Origin of the sequence: Myroides odoratus (assembly GCF_001549985.1) — a bacterium.
In the GTDB taxonomy this organism is placed as follows: domain Bacteria; phylum Bacteroidota; class Bacteroidia; order Flavobacteriales; family Flavobacteriaceae; genus Flavobacterium; species Flavobacterium odoratum_A.
In genome coordinates this window covers 197,596-219,692 of record NZ_LROZ01000005.1, presented here as the reverse complement: position 1 = coordinate 219,692, position 22,097 = coordinate 197,596, and the positions used below count along the sequence as shown (strand labels likewise).

Here is a 22,097-nt window from a genome sequence, read left to right as displayed (position 1 = left end):
AAAGACACAAATACCCATCCTTAGAAACGGCTCTATTGATTGCTTTAGCTACTGCAATCATCGTACTGAATTACATCTTTTCTTAAACCACATACTATGAAACATACCGAAGACAATTTTCTTCCTCAAGAGTTATTTGAGGAACTGCAAAACTATTGCCTAAACACAGATTTTCAACGAATCAAACTAGGCGATAAGGAGTTCGATATTTTAGAAACTCCAAAGGAAATACTTCCTCATTTACAAGTGGAAGACCACGAACTAATTACAACATTCATTAGGCAAGCAACGTCCAAATTTGATACTGACCTCAGAATTCATGCAGACAACATCATCCAAGGCGAAAAAACAGCACTTGCCAAGGTATTATACATCAACCCAAAAGACGGAACTACCGAAAACGGCACCGCATTCTGGAAACACCATATTCACGGAGAAGAACTACCAGAAGATGTTACAAACGAAGAGTTCGATCGGCTGATTACAGAAGATGCAAACGATTGGGAGAAATGGAGTATTCAGCAAATATTATTTAGCGAGCCGAATCGCTTAGTTACTTACAAATCAAATTTGTTTCACAGCAAGTTCCCTGCAAAAATTCATAACGGAAAGCGCATTGTATTAGTCGCGTTTTATAAAAAAGAATAACAATGTACTCTAAAAAAGTAATACGATATTATTCTGATTGTGGACGTGGATTTTGGAAAAAACACCAAGCTATGACACATGATGAAAATTGTAAATGTTGGAAGAATCCAAAATTTAAAACTTGCCTTACTTGTGTTAATCAATGTATAGTTAACGATAGTAATGGAATGGAAGATGAACCACAATTTTTAGAGACTTGGAAAACTAATAATTGCGAACATTCAGGACTTGGAGTACCTGCGCACAAAGACTTTGATTTTATCAGAAAAAATTGTCCTAAACATGAACCTAAAAAAGAAACAAGATGAGTAGAGAAATATTATTTGAATACGGATTTAAAAGCGTAAACGGTATAGTTAAAAAACAATACGGTTTATACGATATATCAAACATAAAAGAAAAATGTGATGTATGGAATGAATTACCACTAGTATATATTAGGCAATATACTGGAAAAGAAGACCGAAATGGAGTTAAGATTTTCGAAGGAGATATTGACCAAGACGGAGCCATTGCAATGTTTTACAATAATGCTTTTCAAATGTGTTCTGTAAAAAATAGAGAGGTAGTACAAGCAATTCCTTTTTGGCACTTCGACGATGACATGTACCCTCAAATAGAAATAGTTGGAAACATCCACGAAAATCAAGAGTAGATATGGGATATAGAACATACATAGGTTTTTTACCTAAAGAAGAATACGACAAACTTAAAGCGATGACTTTAAAAGAACTATTCGAACAAAAAGGAGAAGTGTATAATGATGAAGATCCTGATGATAACGGACATGTAGGTATTTATGATTTAGGAACTGAATTATATGAATTTGGTAAATACACCGATTTTACACCACCAGAAACTTCAGTAAAGCAATTCTTTGAAAAAGAAGATACAACAGAATATTATGCTTCGGGTAATGACTTGCATGTTGTTACAAAGGAATTTCTTGCATATATCATTGATTATTATTCTTTAAAAGTTCAGAAATACCAACAAGATATGTTGGTTCCTTTTTTTCCTGATATCACAGAAGAAAAATACTCACGACAACATAGCGAATTTTTGAACTCTGCAAAATCGAAGTACAATACACTTCTTGAAGAACAACACACTTTTGATTTTTCTAAAATAACTCAAGAGGAGCAAAATGCAATCTATAAAATCATAGAACATCTGAAACAGATGCATTTTGATTGGGCACACGACAGAAGACCTTATAATCTTGAGAGAGGAACTGCTGTTACAAAAAGCTGTAAATACGAGTATTCAGTTTTTGAGTTAGTTAGAATTTACAAAACATTCGATTGGGAAAACAACATCATGATTTATTACGGATACTAAAAATAATTACAAACCCTATTAAAATTTACCACAATGATTAATTTATTCAACACACAGATTGAAAGCCTTTCAATCCACCAAATCAATAACAAAGCAAGAGGCGAAGGTGTTTTTATGACTGAAAACCCTTATACGTTAACAGACGAAATCGCACCTTTGCTTAAAGAGTATTTCTTTAAACCGTTCCGAGAGAAAGACGAAGACTATTTCCGATTTGAACATGATGTTGATTTAGAATTTCACACCATGTATAATATCGCAACGAGCATTTTCCAAAATCCTAATTCGGCTCATGATAAATCAAAAGAAATCGCTCGCCATCTTTACGAGCAGTCCGGACACCCTCATATCAAAAGCGGAGAGCTTTATGTTACTTACCTAACCAATGTATCGATCGACAACAATGTAGTTGACGCGATCGGTATCTTTAAAAGTGAGATAAAAACTGATTTTATCCAATTCGACAAGGAGGAATCAAACCTAAAGATGCGGCTAGAACAAGGGGTAAACCTTGGCAAACTAGACAAAGGAGTTTTAATCTTCAACTACAAAAAAGAAGAAGGTTACAAAATCTTGACAATTGACAGCAACCGTTACGATGCACGTTATTGGTTAGAGCATTTCCTTGGACTAGATATTTTTGAAGATGAAAACTTCCACACCAAAAAGTATTTGAAATTCTGCCAAGACTTCGCGAAAGAAGTGGTCCTTCCTGCTGAAGATAAAAAAGAAGAAGTAATGTTTCTGAATCGCTCAGTTGATTACTTCGCGAAGAATGATGACTTTGAAGAAACGAACTTCTTAAACGAAGTACTCGATAACCCCGACCTAATTTCCGAGTTCAAAAACTACAAAGTTGACAAAGGCGAAAAATACAGTATCGAAGATGTGAGTTCCTTCCCAATTTCAAACAAGGCCGTAACCGAAGCGCGCAAGAAATTTAAAAACGTGATCAACCTGGATACAAATATTCAGATTCGCTTAGATTTTATCAACCCTGAAAGCGCAGATAAATTCATAGAAAAAGGTTGGGATGAAGAAAAACAGATGTACTATTACCTATGTTACTATAATAAAGAAACCAAATAAATAAAAAGCCCCGATTAATGGGGCTTTTACTATTTATATTTTTTTATACTAGTCAATAAATTACTCTCTATATATGTTATTCTATCTCTAATTTCACCTTCTGATGGAAACCCATTCTTAAATTCATCTTTTCGTCTATATTCAAGACTTAAAACATACTTGTAGAAAGAATACATAATGTTATGATATTCTGTTATTTTTTCCCTAGTAGAATTGATTGCGTATACTTTATTTAGAACTTCTATTCTAGAAAATAAATATGCTATTCGATCCATTCTTTTTTGAAGAAACTCATGATAGTATGTTTTAAAATATTCATTAAGATCATAATCACGAGTTTTTACCCTTTGAACAATAGGTTCGAGTTCTTTAAAAGTATTGTAGAATTTAGAAAGTTCATAAATACATTCTAAAAGCTCTTCCAACTTTGCCGTTTGTATCTGAGATATTCTAGATTTTCTGTTTTGAAAATAAGTAATAAAAAGTGTAATTATAGAAACACATAAGGCAAGGAAAGGTAAAATTATTTCGTATTTCATGGTTAACATATTGATTTTTATTAATAACTAAAATAGTATTTATTCTGAAATTAATTATATTTGCTCTAGTCAAATTGACTACGATATTTCGTCTACTTAATAGGCATAGAATCCTAAAAACTTAATGGGAGCCCTAAAAAACGATTCTACAACACCAAGTTATGAATCACTATTAAAATCATTTAACCTTATTAGAGAGTTTAAATCAACAGATGAATTAGTTAACATCGAAAAATCGATGTCTACTTTATTCATGCAATTTATTAGAACTCAATATTTCGCAGATTTAAAATTAGAGCATAGAGATGATTTAGTTTATCATTATGAAGCTATGCAAAGGTTTCTAAAAGGTATTGCAGAAGTTTAAAAGAATAGCTCTTTAACCTCAGCGTAATTGGAATGCTGTTTAAAGATACTGTTCTAATAGTAAAAAGCCCCAATTAAGGGGCTTTTCTATTTAAGTATAATATATTAATACTTATTTATTTTCAAATTTTATAAATCTTGTAAAAATAAAACTGCATAAAAAAGCTATTAATAAAGCTACGTAAAACATGTAATCCTTATAAAAGCAATCTTTTACAGATATTAAATATTCTAAACTACGCTTAAAATAAGTCATAAAAACAAATACAAGTGTGCCAATAATAAGTATGGTTGTTTTTTTCATTTTTAAATATTAATAATTACCAAAACTATTAAAAAATGGTATTTAAAAGCAATTGTTTTATCATATAAATATTTATTTTTATGATAAAATTAATTATTTAAAACTGCATTTGTTTTTTCTTTATTTAAAGAAAAGTAATCATGCATTTTTGTTGTATTATGATAAAATATAGTTAATTATTGTTATTTATGCATATTGTAATTGTGTAATTTGCTTGTATTGAGTATTTTATAATTCAAAAGTTAATTATTATTTCACCAACTTTTCATATTCAAACCATACTTCACTATTAACCGCGCTGTTTCTTCTCTAACTTTTTTAAATTTTCTTTATAGATTGATCTATTAATTTTTTCTACATTTTTCTCAAAGAAAGTTTTAATATCAGATTTGATTCTTTCATCCTTGTAAATATTACCCATTTTATTTAAATAGTCATTGTATGATTTTTCTGATATTGGTTTCAAAGGAAGTCTCCCTGTTTGCAGATAAAATTGATAATCAGATTTAGATAGCGCAAAAGAGGTTGAAATAGCGTCTTGTATTTTAGATTCGCTCATATTTAATTTTCTGGCAGTATTAATCATATTAGTTAAATCCTTTTCTACTTTAGAATAACCCTTATTATAATCAGAAATAATATCAGTAATCTCTTCTTCATTAAAAGCTTTTTTTCTTTTTGCTTTTTTAGCTAGATCATATCTTGTTTTAGCTGCATCATCTTTTAAATCATATCCCATATATAGCATTGAAGAATAAAAGTTAATAGTGCTAAATCTGAATCCTGCTAAAGCGAGCAAAGCGTCCTCATTAGTGTACTCACGTCCATAACTTGTTATTTTTTCTCCAAAGAACTCAGGCATAATATCATTAGCTCTAGCAAATTCAGAAATATTATTATAAACACCTGGTCCAGCTCCTTTCATTATATGATTAGTTACTTTTACGGGGTCTTTAAATATTGCTTCAAATAAATTATCTGATTCATATATTTTTTGTTCATACTGATTTTTATTAGAATATAGCTCAGTCATCATTTTTACTGTTAAATCAGCATCATAGTAAGGACTTAAAAATTCATCCATACCACTAGAAAGCTGCTCTAATGCAGAATCATAATCTTTTCTCTGACCAATAGCTGTCATTATAGGTTTTAACCATACTTCTGATGGAAATAGGGCTGTGGCATCAAAAAAAGAAGGTTCCCCATCCTTTATTCCAGAATATATTAATAAACTGTTTTTCTGCCAATCAGGAAGTGTTTTTCTTAACGCTTGTTCATCATCATCACTCCAACCAATTAAGGATCTGGTATAAACAGAAAGTACTGCAGGTAATGCACTAGCAACAATCATTCCAGCTAATCTTTTCATTGCCATTGATGTTCTACCGTCTTTAAGATCTTCCAAAACATACAAGGCATTATTCTTAGTGCTTCTCACAGTCTCGTATGGAAAAGATACAAATGTTCCCATTAGAGGAAATCTTCGTAATTTTTTCATCATAGGAGATAGATAAGAATACGTAGGGTATCCACCTCTAATCCTATAACCTGCTTTAGTAGCTGCTTCTGTTTCGCTCATGCCTGACTTTACAAATCTTTGTTTCTCTGTAAGGTAACCTATAACTTTATAAAAGTCATCACCAAAAGCATATAACGTCTGAACAGATTCAGCTGATTTTTCTAAAGCATTAGTTTTAACTAATCTATCTATATTCTTTTTAAAATCATTTAAGGTTGCTCTTAACTCTCCTGAATTAACACCATCATTTATAACTCCTTGTTTAATAAGTTCTGCTCTTAATTGTTTTGCATTTGCTTCTGTAAACACTGATTTTGTACTAAAAGCTTGATTCAATGCCTTAGATACATATTTTGCATTATAAGTTAAATGACCTGAATTTACCCCTAAAAACACTCCGCTAAGTACGTTTCTAGCTGTTGTTGTTGGAGACCAAACTGTTTTGCCAACCTTTGCAATAGCCGTCAATCCTACTAATACTCTTGCCCAATCTTCCTTAATTCTTCCTTCAGGTTGTATGTCATTTAATGCTTGAGCAAATTCATTCGGCACATACAAATCTGATAAAACAGTCCAATTTTCTGAATTAGAAGATAATTTAGTATATCCTGAAATTGATTCATAAGAACCAACACCACTGTTGATTAACCCTTCTAATAATTTTTCTTGATATGTAAGACTAGAGAGATAGTTGCTCATACTATAAATAGTATTTACATAGTTGTATAAAGGCTCTTGTACTTCGCCTAGTAATTCCCTAAATTCTTTTGATAAATCTTTTCTTTTCTTTAAAAAAGGTGCTTTGGCAGCTCCATTATTAGATGACGCATATCCCTTTGAATCAAACCCTTTTTTAATAGAGTCAAGGTATTCATATATACTAGTTTCTGCTTCTTTTTTAGATAATCCTTCCTCATTAATTAAATATTCCACAGCTTTATCTATTTTTTTTCTATTCGATTCACTCATATTTGATCTAGAAACAGTAAGCCTATCTATATATTTGTTATCTAGGAAGGCTTGATATGAACGAGTAATGTATTTACCTTTATTATCTTCTATTTTTTCAATGACTTTATAGATATTAATAATAGATTCTTTTATTCTATCAGAAGTTAAAGAGTTTTCTTTTTGTTTTGATAAACTATCTTCTAATTTCGAAGCTTTTTTTAGCAATACTCCTATAATATTATTAGATAGATTATCTATTCTAGATCTGAAAAAATCTATTTGAGAAATAGTTTCTGCATCAAGAAAAGTAATGTCAACATCCATCCCAGACATATAGTCATTTACCAATCTTAATTTTGCATTTTTAACTTTTAATGTGTCTTTATTTCCTATTTTACTGAGTATTGATTTAAACTGTTTTGTTTCATATTTTAATCCATCTATAACACTAGATTCACTTCTTTCTAATCCTTTAATAATTTCAAAAAAATCAACATTTTGTTTATTAAAAGAACTTAGTCCAGCACTGCTTTTAAATGTGTTATTCCATAATCTTTTTACTTTTGAAATAACTTCATTATTTGCTTTTGTTGAACTCTCTAATGATAAAGTTAAATCACGTCCTATACTTTTATTTATTTTGTTATTTAACTTATCAAAAGAATCTTTCACTTTAGAACTTATAGAAAATTGCACCCTAGGTTTACTTGATTCTGATTTAAATTGTTGAAGAGATTCAACGACTTTCTTTTGTTCAGAAACTTGATTACTATCTTTTCCATAAACATCGTTATAGTTACTTAATACTTCCGATTCTCTAGCTATAGCATCATCTATATTTATTTTACCGCTTTCTAATTCGGACATTATATTGTCTTTTATTTTAACAGGCGAAGTGTTTTTAGTTTTAAATTCCCCTTTTTGAGCACTAGCCAAACTAGCTTTTACAATATCTTCAAGTTTCAAATTAATAATTTGCTCAGGAGAGTAATTTTTAAGTGACATTCCAAACTGTTTAGCTAACCATTCAATAGCATCAATAACTGCAGCTTCTAATTTTTCATAGAAAGACTTATCTAATTGTTTATTACCGATTTCACCAATCATTTGAACTCTTGCTTCGGCTTGTTGTTGTTCTAGTGGTTTATTCGCGTAGTTAGGGTTGTTTTGAACAGTTTCTAAATACCCATTTTCTTTTGCTAGTTTATCAAGTCTACCAATAGCGACTAGAGCATGTACGTCATCGTTTTCTGATGCTTGTTTCATCATATCATCAAATGGGTGGTAAACTTCATGTAATAGTGTTTCGGGACTTAAAGAGGATTCATTAATGTAGATTTCGCGCTGTCCTTGCTCATTTAAATAGGTTGCACCCCAGATGGTTCCATCAGGAGTTTGCATGAATTCAACACCTTGTTCATTTATAGAATTTCCGTCAGTAAAGACATTATCCACTTTAACTTCTTTTGAAATAATATCGTATTTTCCATTTAGATGGTTTTCTCCATGTCCTATTGCATATTCTTTATTAATACTTACCCAATCTCCACTGTTAATTTCGGAAACACCTTTAGGGACTGCGCGATAAACGGTAATTGTTGAATTTGGTTTATCTTTTATATCTTTTAGAATAGAAAGTGTTTTTTTATCCATTTCACTGGATATTTTATCCCCATAATAATAATGAGCCTGATTTGAATATATATCCTCCCCATAAACACTCGATAAATCATGTATTGGGGTATCGTTTTTACCAGGAGCTTCGTGTTTATTTTTATAACTTTTTTCTTCTTTGGATTTAGAAGTTGGATTTGGTTTGTTTTTTAAAGTTGTCAATTCATCTGTTAATAAGGAAATTTCTTTTAAAACAGACTTAACCCTCGTGTCTTTAGTATATTCACTGAAAGTCTTTCCTTTTTTTAATTCAGATAATTTATCTCGAAGACTATTGATGTCATTTCTAATAGATAATTCACGTGTTTTGGAATCACTTACTTGAAATTTAACAAATTCAGGATCTTGTCCTAATACTTTGGCAAGTTTGTTAGAATCACTATGCACATTACCTGCTCCAAAGAATTTTTGGAACGTTTGTACTAGTTTATTGAAAGTGGACTTTGGTAGGTTTACTCGTTCTCCTTCGGCTTCTCGGCTTCCTGAGCTTTCAGTTCCTTGATTCTCTCTTGAACCATCTTGTTGTACTCTGGATTCTCCTTCATTGTTTTTGCTATCTGCAATTTCACGTACTCCCTTTGTGCTGGCGTTAGCTGTTTCTTGCTCATATTGTTCTCTTTGGTTAAGTAAATGTAATAATTCTTCATCAGACATAAAGTCTATTGAGGTCATTTGTTCTTGAAGTTGTAATTTTCTTTCATTCTGACTTACAATTTCTTGGATAACTTCATTTGTCGCTGGCAATCCTGTTAACTCTTCAAACTTCGCTTTTAAAGAATTGATATCCGAATGAAAACCATTATTCAAAAACGTTTGTGGACCGGTTGGATTCTCAAGAATGAAATCAACAATATCTTGTTCTGTAATTTCAATTCCTGCGATTTCGCTTAGTTCTTTTGCTTTAGTATCTAGGGGAGTTCCGTCTTTACGTAGATATTGAATAGGGATGCTTCCTCCTTCTTTTGCATGTACCTCGTCAGAATTTTGAATAAAACTTTCACGGCTGACATGCCCCAAGTTCTCAGCAATTACCTTTTGCTTATAATCGACTCCATTTCTATAATCTTCAATCTCATTACCAAGTATAGTTTCAGCAATTTCAAGTGGACTTTCAGACTTTTCTGCAATGAATTTATTAGCTTCTTTTGCTGTCATGTTAGCTAGTTCGCTACTATCAGTAACACCTTCAACTTCATGAGCGCGTTTACCCTCTGTTAAATTAGTTTGTTTAGCATATTCCAATGAAAGGCGATTATGCGTTCTTTTACTAGGTAAATTACCCTGTCTGTCTTTAAACACGATTCTACCTTCTTCATTTGAAATGGAGTATTCTCGACCATTATCAGAAGCTTTGATTACTTGAGGTCGTTCAGTTGTTTCGGCGGATTGTATCTCTTGTGTTTGATTATCTCCTTTCTTCCCGTTGTTAAGTTCTCCTTGTACTGAGTCCAACTGCTCATTTGAAGGTTGAGTATTTCCATCATCAACAATATCTTCTGTTTGTGCTGTTTCATTTGGTAAACTTTGTTTTCTGTAATTTTCTAAAGCACGTTCAGAAATTTCTTTATCCTCAATGGTAATGTTTTTGGTACCATCAGGATTTTTCTCTTGCATCAATTCTCTACCTGCTTCGTCTTTTAAGCGAATAACTTCTTCTTGTGGAAGTAGATTAAGTAAAGCGTTAGAATCTCGGTTTAAAATACCGATTCTGTCGTTTTCTATTGCTTCAAACTCTTGTTTTAAATTGGAAACAATCTGGTCCTTTAAACCTTGTTCTAATTCAGAAGACTGAATCTCTTTTGCTTGTTGCTTTAAATTCGATTGTGTTTTTTCAATTCTCTTAATTGCTTCAAACTCCTGGTTAGATAAATTTGAAATACCTTTTACCTCTTCTTCAAGTAGCTCTTGGTTTCTCAACTTTGCTTTAGACAATTGACTTTCTACGATAGTTCTATTAGCTAGAGATAAAGAGCTGTCATCTAAAGCTTTTTCTAATTTTAAGATTTCACGATTAGCTTGATCAATTCTTGAATCTAAAGAGAAAGGTTTAATTGCTCTTGAAACAACACTAGCGGAAAATGGAATAATTGCTCCCATAGCAAAACCAGCTGCAGAAGCATCCAAAACATTATCAAACACACCTACATCTTTTTTATCAAGAGCGTAGATATCCATTAAATTTTGCATGATTTCAGTAGCAGCTTCATCAGAACCTTCAAAAACAGCATTCTTCCCGACTTCTTTTCCAGTATTTAAAACACCTTTCCACATTCCTTGCGCAATCATTTTTCTTTCTGGAGCCGTAGCCGATTGAATGATTCTTGCGGAATTCATCAAAACAAGACGGTCAACATAAGCGGAAACAGTTTCAGAAACCCCATATCCAAGAGGAACTAACGTTTTTTGCAAGTAGTTATAATCCACTTCGCCTTTGTCTATTTCTTCTTGCATTTCTTCCCATTGAGTACCAGTAGCAGAAATACCCAAAAGACCTATACCACCAATTCCTGTTGCGACTGCTGCATAAATTGGAATTTGAGAAGCCAAGGCAGTATTTGAAAACCACTGTCCAAAATCACCTAGAGTATTTATGTTTTCAACTGAAATAGGTTTAGCTATTCCTTCGCGTACATCTGTTGCAGTGTCAGTTAATAGTTTAGAAGCATTTCTGATTTGCTTTGTAGCATTGGAACTTTCAAAGCCATTAACCTCGTTTGCCCAATTCATAACATCAAGAAGCCCGGCTGTCAAATCTAACCCCGTTGCACCTGCATTGTCAGCAAAGTTTTTCAACCAACCATAATTACGCTTTAAAACATCAATATTATCCTTTGCTTCTCCAATATCTTTTTGATTAGAAACAAATTCTTGAAATGTGTTTAAAGATTCTTGAATTACACCTTTATATCGCGAATCTAATTCTTGTCCTCGTTGAATATATTCTTCCTCAGTAATTTCTCCCTTCTGGGCTTTACTAACTAGATTTTTTACTTCATTTTGGATATTGTCAATCTCTAATCGCTGAATGTTTTGTTGAGTAAGGTTTAGTTTGTCTTTCTCTGATAAAGAGGCGAGTTCGCTTGTTTGAAATAAATTAAGCTTGTCCTTGTCAGACATACCGAATTTGTCCACTTCTTTCTGAGCATCTTTTAGATATGACCTAACCTGAGTTTCGGATTGAGAGGTAATTTCTTTTTCAATTTTCAGCTCCTTGGCTTTAGTAATTCGCTGATCATCAGTTAATGTTTTGGCAGGTCTATTTTCTTTTTTAGCATTTGCTACCTCTTGCTTAATTTGATTGTCTACTTCTTTGAGTTCGTTAGCAAGTGGATTGGTCTGTAATTGAAACTTCTCTTTTATGTCTTGGTGGCTACTTTTGGGAATTCCAGAAAAAGAAACGGCAGCATCCACCATCGCATTAAATCCTTTTTTACCATAAGCTTTGATGTTATTCCACCAACCACTTTGATTTACTTCATCCTCAACAGACTGAATAATTTCTTGTTTCTTTTCGTCAGAAACAGTTTTAGCTGTTTGGTATGTATCAAACAGTTTGGTTATTTCAGGGGTGCTTTCTTTTATTTTTTGTTGGTTCCAAGCAAGTGTACCTTCGACGTTTCCTTCATAAAAAGGAGATTTATTAGAGGCTATTCTTCCTCTAGCATGTTTAATAGCTTTTCCAATAATTTTCTCACCTATTTCACTTCTATCATTAGGATCATTTCCTTTTAAAAGCCAATCTTTTTCTGATTCACTTAGAGTAGGTACTAAAGTTGGTATTTCTCTTTCTTTTCCATCAATATTAACTCCGATAGATATTTCAGTAGCAAAATCATTACTACCATCTTTCATTTTTAGTTCACCAAAATAGCCTCTGCCTTTTTTGGTGCCATCATTTCTGTTTCCATAATCCACAGAACCATTTTTCGAATTGGATTCCGAATTTTGCTGAGGAACAGAAGAATCGGAAACATCTTTTTTTTTTGAACCTACTTGTTCAAAGCCAAACTTAGAAATAGCCTCATCGGTTCTATCACCATATTTGTCTTGTAGTTGTGAACGAGAATATTCCTTACCATTAAATGTGTATTTTGGCTCAGTAATTACTTCTTTAAAACCAAACTTAGAAATAGCTTGATCTGTTTTATCTCCATATTTTGATTGTAAATCTGAATAGGAGTATTCTTTTCCGTTGAAAGCGTATTTTTTATTGTCCATCGATTATAAATCAGGTAGTTCATTAAAATCGGGCAATTCGTTGGTTGACATATTTTGTTTAGTGTAGTTCGCACGTTGCTTTAATTCTTCAGTAGTAGTATTAAGCATCTTTGCTATTCGGCTTTCTGTTTCTTTCGAAACAATGGTTTTCATTTTTTTGTTTTCAGTAGAAGTGCTTTTACCACCTTCTCCAAATTGACCAAGATTTACAGTGGTTTTGCCTTCTGGATAACTTCCCGTAATAATCATTCTTCCGTCTTTAGAATAGGTGAAGTTGTCAACAGTTACATTGGATAATGTTTTTGGCTTTCCATTATCTTGTAGATCGATTGCTTCTAACTTCACTTTTCCATCAACGGGAACACTCATAGCTCCAGGAGCAATTTTTTCGTAGTGATTTCCCCAAGTGTTTTTTGTTGGTTCTACGGATTCTCCAATACTCGTTTCTGTTTCTTTTGCTTTATTGTCTTGATGAATCCTTTCGCGTTGAGCACGATTCAGCGCTCCTTGCTCTGAAGTTGTATCGCGTTCACGTAAACTTTCTCGGTCCTTTGAATTAAGAATTCTTTCAGCTACATCTCGTTCTATACCTTTTAAAGTTTCTTCGTCAGGGTTTCTATGATCATAACCAAGCTCTGTAAGTCTTGATTTTGCAAAGTTTGTTAAGTATCCGTTTGAATCATACATCATGGATTGGGCTGAAGATTGAGCCACTTCAAGAGGAATTCCTTTTTCTGTTATGATATCATAACCTTCTCGGTCTTTAGTTTTTACAGTTCCCAATCCTTCCGACATCTCAGTAATCATTTTGTCATAATCCATTTTAGGCTGAAACTCCCAAACACCAATACCATCTTTTAAATTATCCCATGGCATTAAATCCATTTTTCCATCACCATCTATATCTTTAAAACCGACTAACGGAAAACCATTTTCATCTATACCTCCCAAGTAGTTTTCAAAACCATTCAATACCTTTTTTTCAAAATCGAGATTTCTGAAAAGGGATCCGCTTTTCACTCCTTCCATGTAGTCCTGATTCATTTTAGTGAAATTTTGAGTAGCCACTTTTAGGTTTGAAGGAAGATTGTCTAAGTTCATGTTTTCCATTTCGAGTTTAATCCTTTCTGAATCACTCAAATTCCCCTTGCGTAGCTGATTGTATATTTCCCCTTTACGGTTAACAGCCTGCATAATCATACGCCCTTGTAGTTCGTTTAATGAAGCTGAGCCAGTATCATAGTTCTGAATCGTTTTCATAAGACGTTCACGCAACTTCTCATCCCGAGCAAGTTGTTTGTCTCGGCGATGTTCTTCTAGTTGTTGCTCACGCATTTGTTGGTCCTTACGAGCAAGATTCAATCTTTCCTGTTGACCTATTGTTTCAGCAAGATTAAAACCAGAAGCTTGAGATGGAGCATAAACGCTAGTGTGATTTCCTGCCATAATTATATATTAATTTTATAATTCATATTTTTTTCTGTAGTAAAGGGAACTATTGGCGATAGTTGGAACCTTGAATTAAAAAATGGATCATAACCCATGTAAGAAGGAGTTATTGAATTAGATAATGAAGCTTCCATTCTTCGTCCACTACTATTTGTCATTGGGGATAATGATTGAAAACTAGGATGTGAAATAGAACCTGCTAGAGACATGTTAGTTCTTGATTGCGGTGTAGGAATTTCATTGGCCGACTGTGGGGTTGGACTAGTATTAGGATTTGAACCAATAGCACTACCTAATGAACCAGCAGCCGCAATCGCTCCATTGATTCCATTCCAAGTATTTTGTTCTCCTGCCATATATTGACTTCCAAGAGCAGCAATATTTTGATTATCTCGTTGTTCTTTAATACCCATGATACGAGAATCTTCTCCAGCGATTGCATATTCTCGTTGGATGACTTGATCATCAATATCTTTTTGAATCTGTCGATTAACTTGGTTAGTATTAGCTTGTAAAGCTGGTAATAGAGCAAGCCCTCTGCTACCTCCGCCTTGTAAAGCATCAACAATATTTGCGGTAGTTCGTTGAGCTTCTTCTCTCATCAAATTAGTACCAACTGTTGAAATACCAACTTCTTCATAAGCGTTATTTAAATCATTTCTTTCATATGAATTAAACTCTGCTTTTGCTTTCTTTTTTTGTTCTTCTCCTTGATATATCGAGTATCCTGCAGCTGCAACCCCTATTGCAGCACTAGTTATTGCGGCCATAAAAAATAGATTTTACTTATTACGTTATTCAAAGATAATAAATAAAATCTATTGTATTTTAAATTACTATAACTAAAACTTATAGCAGTTTAATCATTTCTATAGTATGAGTAGATCCTTTAATGTATTGACAATCTGAGAAGTGATTAATCAATGAAGCGTTTTTTAGATTGGTATAAGCAACTTTAAATCCTTTACTTTTAGCTATTTCTCCAAGTTCATTAATAAGCGAAACTAAGGCTTCTTTTCTATCGGATTCGCGATAGTTTGGATTCGACACAATAAACTCAATCCAGCACATTTTTGAATTAGTATAGTATATGAATCCTGCACAGATATTAACACCTTCTTTTGAAAGCATAATACCACAAGTTCCATTGTTAGGCAACATTTCTTGTAGGGGAGGAGGGAATCTCCACCAGGTCCACCAAGAAACCAATTCTTGGTAATCTTCTTCTTTTAAAACTCGTGCGTTAAACATATGATTTAATTACGTTAGCATTGATAGCAAATAATTCAACTTGCTTATCATCGTTATTTTCCATTTCTATATCGGCATAATAACCTCGTATTTCTCCGCCATCTGCTCTTGCATTTCGGCTAGAGAAAAAATAAAAACCGTTGAGGTTATCCACTAGACTGACATCTACTCGAATTGAACTATCTGTTTTTTCAATAATATTTCCGACAAAAAGTGATTTATCACCATCTAGTTTGAATAGTTGATCACCAATATTACTAAGTACAGAAACAGTTTTAAAGAATAAGGTGTCAGAATTATTACTTTGGCAAATTCCTATTCCTTGTGCATTTCCGCTAAAGTCACCTACTTGTTCATTTCCTCGCAAATAAGCAAAGTATCTACTTTCCTTTTTACTGAAGTCCGTAGCTTTTAAAGAAGTTCTTGTAAGGTTAGTCTTTATTTCAACATCCCAAGACGAGCTACCTTCGATTACAAATGTTTTGAAAATCTTGTCATCGGTTTGGACCTCATTAAACACTGTATTTATTTTTGATGGATACTTTACACCAAAAAAAGTATTGGTAATTGGATTAGATTTATCATTCTGCTGCCAAAGGTTTCCGTCTTTAATAACAAAGGCAGTTCCGCCAAGTCGTAAATAAGCGTCAGGCAAAAAACTAAAGAATGACACCCATCCAGTTTCTTTTTCTTTAAACCCTAATGTTTTCATAGTGCAATCGTTTCAATTAAATAATCAGAAGTACTATTATCAATACCTATTGTTCTAATTCTTACCTCATATTCTGACCCATTGGATAAATCAGAAATAGTGTGATTTTGCTCAGTACTATCAACATATGGAATAAATATAATTTCACTCCATTGTGTTTCCTTTGAGTTTCTATATGAGATTTCATTTCCTTTCACAATGGAATTATCCTGCTCATTTTTAAACTTAACATCGATTGAGGATTTATCTGCTCCAATTCCTAATTCAAAATAAGAGGGTGGCAACACTTTTTCATAATTAGGGTTGTATCCTCCATAATTATAGACGAAATAAATATTACCTTCAGAAGTAAAATCAAATGAACCCTCAATCTCTTTTCCGCTTGTAGTTTTTAATGGAACAACCTGGCTAATAAGTTTAGGTAGATCTGATTCTGAATAATTTTCATCTGATATAACATAACCAATAGCTAAATCAGCTATATCGTTATCACTATAACTTCTCAATGTTATAGTATCAGATTTCTTAGGGAACTTACCTTCTCCTTGGATGCCTATTTCTTCTGAAAACTGATTTATGTTATTATCTTCTATAAGTAATTGATCAAAGAATTCTGGCCCGCCATTTATAGAAATACTATGATTCACATTAAGTCCATAAACCATATCATTTGACAAGGTAATAAATGTGATTCGTTGTGAAATTCCTTCAGGGGAAAATGAGCGAATAGAATATGTCGCAGTTTCTGTTGTAGGAACTACTGTTGTTTGTATTTCTGTAGTTTCTGTTTCGTCAACATTGATAATAAGTTGTCCGATTCCGGTCACATTGGATTCTACATATTCTCGTCCAGCGTATGTTGCTGAAATAGTAGCTCTGCCCTCTGTAATATCGTATTCAAAAATAGTTTGACCAACTCGTCTAGACAAGGCTAATTCAAAAACAAATTCATCACTTACTCGATATCTTGCCAATTCAGAACCACTAACTATTTGAGAGATATAATTTGGTGTATCTCCAATTGTCAAATTAAATAGTTTAGTATAAGGATCATATCCTCCGAGTATTTTAGCATTTTGTTTATTGGTTAAATTATCTCTAAACCATCCTTCCAAACCATAGGTAATTGGGCTAATTCCATTATTTGATAAGCGAAGTACTTGCCCACGCTTAGCATCTACCCAATAACATCGATTACCTTCTTTTTCAAATGATTCTGGGTGTGACATTCCATATTCTCCTGCATAAGGAACGGATTCACCTAATACATAGGGAACTTTGGCTACATTTGAAGTACCATCAGCATTATACATCACATCTTTTCCATACATTACTTGAGAAACTTTATCTGTTTGGTAAACAAGCAAATTACCTTCTCTTGCAACGATCTTTTGAATGGGACCATTCCCTTTATCTAATTCCTTCCAATTGATTAAGGTTTGGTTGAAACTACTAATCCCATTGAACCCCGTAGATTCTATAAATGATTCGGAATAAGTCAAATCAGAATACCTAGTAACTTCCGAATAATCATCTTCACTTGTTGAAGTTGGTTGCAAATCAATATTCAAAGCATTCGCATTGAACTTATCTTTTATTTGATATGATTCTAATCCGTTGCCAAAAGCAAAACAGTTGAAGAAATCTAATTCAATTTTAGCGGCAGAATTTGATGTTTGATTTGATAAGTTACCTTGATGTAACCCATTAATGATGTCAAATGATTGCGATGTTTTGTAAAATATACCAGTATCCAAATTCTTTTTTTCCTCTGTTTCAAAAATGTAATATCCAGTATTTGTTCGGACCACCATTTTCGCATCTAAATATCCTCTTCTTCCACCAGATGAAGCACTATGAGTTCCATCAATATAAAGCCCGTCTTTACCATTCACATTAACTTTTTTTATCTCACTTCTTCTACCAGGAATCTCTTCATTATAGTTTTTAATATCATTTCCAGAAGTACCCCATAAATCCTTTCCATTTATATATTCATCAAACCATTTTTGAAGATTATAATTCTCTTTATTAATTAACCATTCCTTTTCAAATGTATTTTCTTGCCAACCTTCGTCTAAATGATTTCTAGAATACATCCATAGATAAACACTTGATCCTTCTGTTAAGTCTAAACTTCCCCAATTTCCATCAATAGGAAGAACTAATGTTACGTCTGGATATCTACCTCTACTTTTTCTAGTATCGCTTTTTGAATCTTGATAAATTTTGTAATTGTTTTCATTCATTACAAAATCTTTTGCTTTTATCCGGATATATGTACCTGCTTCTTCTATGATATCATTTCCACTAGCATCTTTATTTCCCTGAATAAAATCTTTAGGTTGGCTCTTCTTTTCAAGGATAGGGATAGTCGTGAGTTTAGTTGCTTCTGCAGAAGTATCTTTTTTTAGAATAAGAATATCACCTTCATTGACTTTGTCTTTAGAACTTCCTTCTAGTTTACACCATACAAAATCATCCTCAACATAAAACCTACTTACAATTATATTTGAATAATTTAAGGGAGCCGATTTGATAGCAAATCTATAAGAGGTTGCCCAATAAGGGGCTTTGTTTTTTATCTCTATCTGCAACTTATTAATTGATGCTGATTTGCTTGGATCAATATAAATCGAATTTTCTAAAGAAGTTATAGCAGTTGAACATCTCCCAAATTCATCAGCATAGACAATTGCTGCTTCATAATCTCGATTTGATTTTAAGGATTGTCCTTTCCCAGCCTCAACAACTGAAAAATAGGCTTCATCGGAAAACTTAGTCCATAATTGGCCTCCTCCTGCTGGTCCTTGTGTAAGCAATCCATGACTAATATTTAACAACAAATCATTGCCTAAAAATCGAAAACTCACTTTCGGGTACTCATTTATAGTATCAGTTGGACTTAGTTTCCAATTGGCAATATTTGCTTCTATATAATAATTAATACTGTTAGTAAAATCAGAAAAAGCATTGTCATTATATATTTCATTTAGACTAGAGAAATCTTTATACAGTGTAAATAAAAATGTTTCTGAAATTAAGGTAGCCTCATAGTTCGGATTACCTTCAGAATAATAATCATTCAAAACGTCTAAAAAGACTTTAATTCCGTACCCTTTTTTATATAGATTTAGTCTGTTGTTTAACTTCAATTGCTGTGTTCCTGAATTAACAGAAGTTATTAAGCCCTTATCAATTTCTGATGAAGTACTACTTAATCTAAAATCAATATTAATATCTTTTTTTTGGTTATCCTTTAAATCATAACCTTCTGTGTAGTTGCCTAATACGACACGATTACCAATAACATCAAGGGCTTTTGCTTTTCTTGGGACATTATCATACTGCTTGAAAAAATCTTTTTCAGGCAAAACCTTGTAAAGTTTATTATTTGAATAACTCAAGCTTTTCTCTTGATTGTGACCAATACTTTCTTTTTTCTTATTGAAAGTTTCAACAATATAAACATTGTTAGAATTTGATTCTTTTGCAAGAACCTGGATTTCTTTTACACGTTTATCTCCAGTATTAAAAAAAACCTTTACCGAATTAAACTTATTGATCATACTCAAGTTATCTTGAGTAGAAAAATCAATTTCCAATTCTTTTGGTTCAAAAGCGCATTCAGTAAACGGGGCCATTGCAGAAAATTCTCCATCAAGATATTTATAACGATAGGAAAAAGAGATGAATTTTTCTTCTATATTATTAGAAGAAAGTCTATCAAATGTTTTTTGTATTCTTGGTGCTTTAGTTGGCGGTTTCTTGATTAAATAAATATCTTCCTTTTGAAATTCATTTGCGTAATATGACTTTGCGCGCTGAATATTAATACAGCAAATTTCCATATTATTGTCTGTCCACAACAACATGTCTTTTGAATCATCCTCAGAAATAATCTTAGCTATCCCTGTGATTTTGGTATTCCTTTTTAACTTAAGCACTCTTGTTGATAAAGGCCTAGAATCAAGTAGTATTCCTTCAATAGTTTTTGTATTAAAATCGTACCCGAAAAGGTAACAACCTTTACTAGAAATTACCCACCAATAAAGTTTGTTTTTAGCTTCATCACTGTATGAGCCAACTGTTTCTATATTACTTCCAAGGCTAAATAAGCCTGAAAAATTTATGAGTTGCTTGTTGGACAAACACTTTTCAATTGCACCAACATCACTTCCTTCAGATGTGTTTATTATAATATTTTCAGCATGTCGGTAGTAACCATCATCTAAAAGACGTTCATCAACATCCTTATTCATTACTCCTTTTACAAATGTTCTTCTGATGTTTGGCATAATTAAAAGTTTTATAATCAGCAGTTTTTATATAACAAATATACAAATAATAGATAAAACTTATTATCTTTGATTTAATAATAGATTTTATTTATAATGGCAAAGATTAGTAATAAAGAGGTCTACCCTGAAGATTACAATGTAACTCTTGAAGATTACCTTATAGGTACTGATTCCGCTAATAAAAAAGTGCTTCAAACCAAAACCTTTTCAGTTAAGAGTTTAACTGAAGTAATTAAAAAAGAGGTTGAAATAGATTTTGAGGTACCAAAAAAAACATCTGATTTAATTAATGATGGTGAAAATGGAGTTGACAAGTTCGCTACAGCAAAGGATATTGCAGGCAAAACTTACCAATTCAGTAATTTATCTGAAGTTGTTATTCCTCATAACTTAGGTAGATACGTAGAACCAACAGTAATAATCGGAACAGAAAAGATTTTAACTACTATACATTACGAAGAAGATTTAAATATAATCATTGTCAAGTTCGGAAAGCCCCAAACTGGAATTGTATTAATCAAGTAAGAATGAGAATAGGAGACGTATTAAATGTAGATCAATATGCGGTAATTAATATACCGTTAGATCCACGCCCTCAACCGCCAGCAAATCCTGTTGAAGGTCAAATTTACACTAACACAACAGATAAAGCTATTTTATTTTGGAATGGCACAAGATGGGTTAAGTTAGGTTCTTTAGATAAGGTAGAAAACACAGATGGAGGCATCAATGTTGCTCAAGCTGATGGAATTGCAACACTAAATCTTAATCTTGATAACACTACAATCGAAATAGGATCAGGTGTTGTAAGAATAAAAGATGCAGGTGTTACTACTGCAAAATTAGCTTCGAATTCAGTAACAACAGTTAAAGTAACTGATAAGAATATCACGTTCGCTAAGATAAATGATATTCCGACAATGACCGTTATTGGTCGAACTGCTGCAAGTACCGGTGTATCTTCAGCGATTCCAATTATTAATGCAAATGATTTATCAGGAGCAAATGGAGCTTCACTTGTAACAAGTGGAGCTGTAAAAGCTTATGTTGATGCTGCAGTAGCTGGATTAGGTAAATTAGTAGGTGGTTATGATGCGGCTGCCAATACAAACTTTCCAGGGGGCACCAATACAAAGAAAGCAGATTTTTGGTATGTAACCATTGCAGGTTCTATCCAAGGAGTTCCTTTTCAAGTGGGGGATGTAATTATTGCAAATAAGGATAATCCTAGCAATACTAATGCAAACGATTATATTTTCTTGCAGACTAATGCGGACCAAGCGACTACTACTATCCTAGGAATGGTTATGCTAGCAACAAATGCCGAAGTTCAAACAGGTACAAACAATACTAAAGCAATTACTCCAGCTGGATTATCCGCTAGAACAGCTACTGAATCTCGTACAGGTCTTGCTAAGATAGCCACAAACGCAGAAGCTTTAGAAGGTACAGACAACACAACAATAATGACACCTGCTAAGGTTAAGGCTGTTGTGGATGCCTCGGTTAACCAAGGTTATACGGCTGTTTTTGGTGACACCACAAATATTAAATATCCTATAACTCATGGAGCTAATACAAGGAATCTTATAGCAGAATTTTTTGAAATGCCATCAGAACAAAAAATATTAGTTGATTATTTACCTATAAGCAATACTCAAATACAAGCTTCATTTGGACGACCTCCTGGTTTAAATAAAGTAAAAGTAGTAATCATTACAATAGCATAATA

At 32.7% G+C, this 22,097-nt stretch carries 15 protein-coding genes; 8 read left to right on the top strand and 7 right to left on the bottom strand.

Annotation, left to right across the window (positions count from 1 at the left end; genetic code table 11):
* Nucleotides 1–96: 96 nt before the first annotated feature.
* From AWV75_RS07880 to AWV75_RS07860, 5 genes are all read left to right on the top strand, one after another.
* On the top strand, nucleotides 97–648 hold the full coding sequence (locus AWV75_RS07880; protein WP_231738064.1) for a hypothetical protein: 552 nt from the start codon (nucleotides 97–99) through the stop codon (nucleotides 646–648).
* Between the two features lie 71 nt (nucleotides 649–719).
* On the top strand, nucleotides 720–956 hold the full coding sequence (locus AWV75_RS07875; RefSeq protein WP_060873860.1) for a hypothetical protein: 237 nt from the start codon (nucleotides 720–722) through the stop codon (nucleotides 954–956).
* Nucleotides 953–1,303 (top strand): YopX family protein, encoded by a 351-nt coding sequence (locus AWV75_RS07870; RefSeq protein ID WP_060873859.1) that lies wholly within the window; start codon nucleotides 953–955, stop codon nucleotides 1,301–1,303. Before AWV75_RS07875 ends, AWV75_RS07870 begins: the two co-directional genes overlap by 4 nt.
* A gap of 2 nt (nucleotides 1,304–1,305) precedes the next feature.
* The gene (locus AWV75_RS07865; RefSeq protein WP_060873858.1) at nucleotides 1,306–1,989 is read left to right on the top strand and encodes a hypothetical protein; all 684 of its coding nucleotides are present in this window, start codon (nucleotides 1,306–1,308) and stop codon (nucleotides 1,987–1,989) included.
* Between the two features lie 33 nt (nucleotides 1,990–2,022).
* A complete protein-coding gene (locus AWV75_RS07860) occupies nucleotides 2,023–3,078 on the top strand; it encodes a nucleoid-associated protein (protein WP_060873857.1) in 1,056 nt (351 codons plus the stop codon).
* Between the two features lie 29 nt (nucleotides 3,079–3,107).
* Here AWV75_RS07860 and AWV75_RS07855 read toward each other — a convergent pair whose 3' ends face one another.
* Nucleotides 3,108–3,617 carry a hypothetical protein gene (locus tag AWV75_RS07855; RefSeq protein WP_060873856.1) on the bottom strand — a complete coding sequence of 170 codons (510 nt, stop codon included), beginning with the start codon at nucleotides 3,615–3,617 and terminating at the stop codon, nucleotides 3,108–3,110.
* Nucleotides 3,618–3,741: 124 nt separating this feature from the next.
* On the opposite strand from AWV75_RS07855, the gene AWV75_RS07850 reads away from it, so the two are divergent.
* Nucleotides 3,742–3,984, top strand: a complete 243-nt coding sequence (locus AWV75_RS07850; protein ID WP_060873855.1) for a hypothetical protein — start codon at nucleotides 3,742–3,744, stop codon at nucleotides 3,982–3,984.
* Between the two features lie 592 nt (nucleotides 3,985–4,576).
* Here the strand turns inward: AWV75_RS07850 and AWV75_RS19135 are convergent.
* The 6 genes from AWV75_RS19135 to AWV75_RS07820 form a co-directional block, all read right to left on the bottom strand.
* On the bottom strand, nucleotides 4,577–12,652 hold the full coding sequence (locus AWV75_RS19135) for a hypothetical protein (protein WP_231738062.1): 8,076 nt from the start codon (nucleotides 12,650–12,652) through the stop codon (nucleotides 4,577–4,579).
* Nucleotides 12,653–12,655: 3 nt separating this feature from the next.
* Nucleotides 12,656–14,098: a hypothetical protein gene (locus tag AWV75_RS07840; protein ID WP_060873854.1), complete on the bottom strand. Its 1,443-nt coding sequence runs from the start codon at nucleotides 14,096–14,098 to the stop codon at nucleotides 12,656–12,658.
* Between the two features lie 2 nt (nucleotides 14,099–14,100).
* Nucleotides 14,101–14,871, bottom strand: coding sequence for a hypothetical protein (locus AWV75_RS07835; RefSeq protein WP_060873853.1), 771 nt, complete (start codon nucleotides 14,869–14,871; stop codon nucleotides 14,101–14,103).
* Between the two features lie 79 nt (nucleotides 14,872–14,950).
* Complete coding sequence (locus AWV75_RS07830) at nucleotides 14,951–15,352, bottom strand: hypothetical protein (RefSeq protein ID WP_060873852.1); 402 nt, start codon at nucleotides 15,350–15,352, stop codon at nucleotides 14,951–14,953.
* A complete protein-coding gene (locus tag AWV75_RS07825) occupies nucleotides 15,345–16,064 on the bottom strand; it encodes a hypothetical protein (RefSeq protein WP_060873851.1) in 720 nt (239 codons plus the stop codon). Before AWV75_RS07825 ends, AWV75_RS07830 begins: the two co-directional genes overlap by 8 nt.
* Nucleotides 16,061–20,362, bottom strand: a complete 4,302-nt coding sequence (locus AWV75_RS07820; RefSeq protein ID WP_231738060.1) for a fibronectin type III domain-containing protein — start codon at nucleotides 20,360–20,362, stop codon at nucleotides 16,061–16,063. The genes AWV75_RS07825 and AWV75_RS07820 overlap by 4 nt, the downstream gene beginning before the upstream one ends.
* A gap of 96 nt (nucleotides 20,363–20,458) precedes the next feature.
* Here AWV75_RS07820 and AWV75_RS07815 point away from each other — a divergent pair, with 96 nt between their 5' ends.
* Together AWV75_RS07815 and AWV75_RS07810 are read left to right on the top strand one after the other, a co-directional pair.
* On the top strand, nucleotides 20,459–20,890 hold the full coding sequence (locus tag AWV75_RS07815) for a hypothetical protein (protein WP_060873850.1): 432 nt from the start codon (nucleotides 20,459–20,461) through the stop codon (nucleotides 20,888–20,890).
* A 2-nt stretch (nucleotides 20,891–20,892) separates the two neighbouring features.
* Nucleotides 20,893–22,095, top strand: coding sequence for a hypothetical protein (locus AWV75_RS07810; RefSeq protein WP_060873849.1), 1,203 nt, complete (start codon nucleotides 20,893–20,895; stop codon nucleotides 22,093–22,095).
* The last annotated feature ends 2 nt before the right edge of the window (nucleotides 22,096–22,097 follow it).

Coding starts and splice junctions, on each gene's coding strand:
- AWV75_RS07880 (WP_231738064.1), top strand. CDS start 97: ATGAAACATACCGAAGACAATTTTCTTCCTCAAGAGTTATTTGAGGAA.
- AWV75_RS07875 (WP_060873860.1), top strand. CDS start 720: ATGACACATGATGAAAATTGTAAATGTTGGAAGAATCCAAAATTTAAA.
- AWV75_RS07870 (WP_060873859.1), top strand. CDS start 953: ATGAGTAGAGAAATATTATTTGAATACGGATTTAAAAGCGTAAACGGT.
- AWV75_RS07865 (WP_060873858.1), top strand. CDS start 1,306: ATGGGATATAGAACATACATAGGTTTTTTACCTAAAGAAGAATACGAC.
- AWV75_RS07860 (WP_060873857.1), top strand. CDS start 2,023: ATGATTAATTTATTCAACACACAGATTGAAAGCCTTTCAATCCACCAA.
- AWV75_RS07855 (WP_060873856.1), bottom strand. CDS start 3,617: ATGAAATACGAAATAATTTTACCTTTCCTTGCCTTATGTGTTTCTATA.
- AWV75_RS07850 (WP_060873855.1), top strand. CDS start 3,742: ATGGGAGCCCTAAAAAACGATTCTACAACACCAAGTTATGAATCACTA.
- AWV75_RS19135 (WP_231738062.1), bottom strand. CDS start 12,652: ATGGACAATAAAAAATACGCTTTCAACGGAAAAGAATACTCCTATTCA.
- AWV75_RS07840 (WP_060873854.1), bottom strand. CDS start 14,098: ATGGCAGGAAATCACACTAGCGTTTATGCTCCATCTCAAGCTTCTGGT.
- AWV75_RS07835 (WP_060873853.1), bottom strand. CDS start 14,871: ATGGCCGCAATAACTAGTGCTGCAATAGGGGTTGCAGCTGCAGGATAC.
- AWV75_RS07830 (WP_060873852.1), bottom strand. CDS start 15,352: ATGTTTAACGCACGAGTTTTAAAAGAAGAAGATTACCAAGAATTGGTT.
- AWV75_RS07825 (WP_060873851.1), bottom strand. CDS start 16,064: ATGAAAACATTAGGGTTTAAAGAAAAAGAAACTGGATGGGTGTCATTC.
- AWV75_RS07820 (WP_231738060.1), bottom strand. CDS start 20,362: ATGCCAAACATCAGAAGAACATTTGTAAAAGGAGTAATGAATAAGGAT.
- AWV75_RS07815 (WP_060873850.1), top strand. CDS start 20,459: ATGGCAAAGATTAGTAATAAAGAGGTCTACCCTGAAGATTACAATGTA.
- AWV75_RS07810 (WP_060873849.1), top strand. CDS start 20,893: ATGAGAATAGGAGACGTATTAAATGTAGATCAATATGCGGTAATTAAT.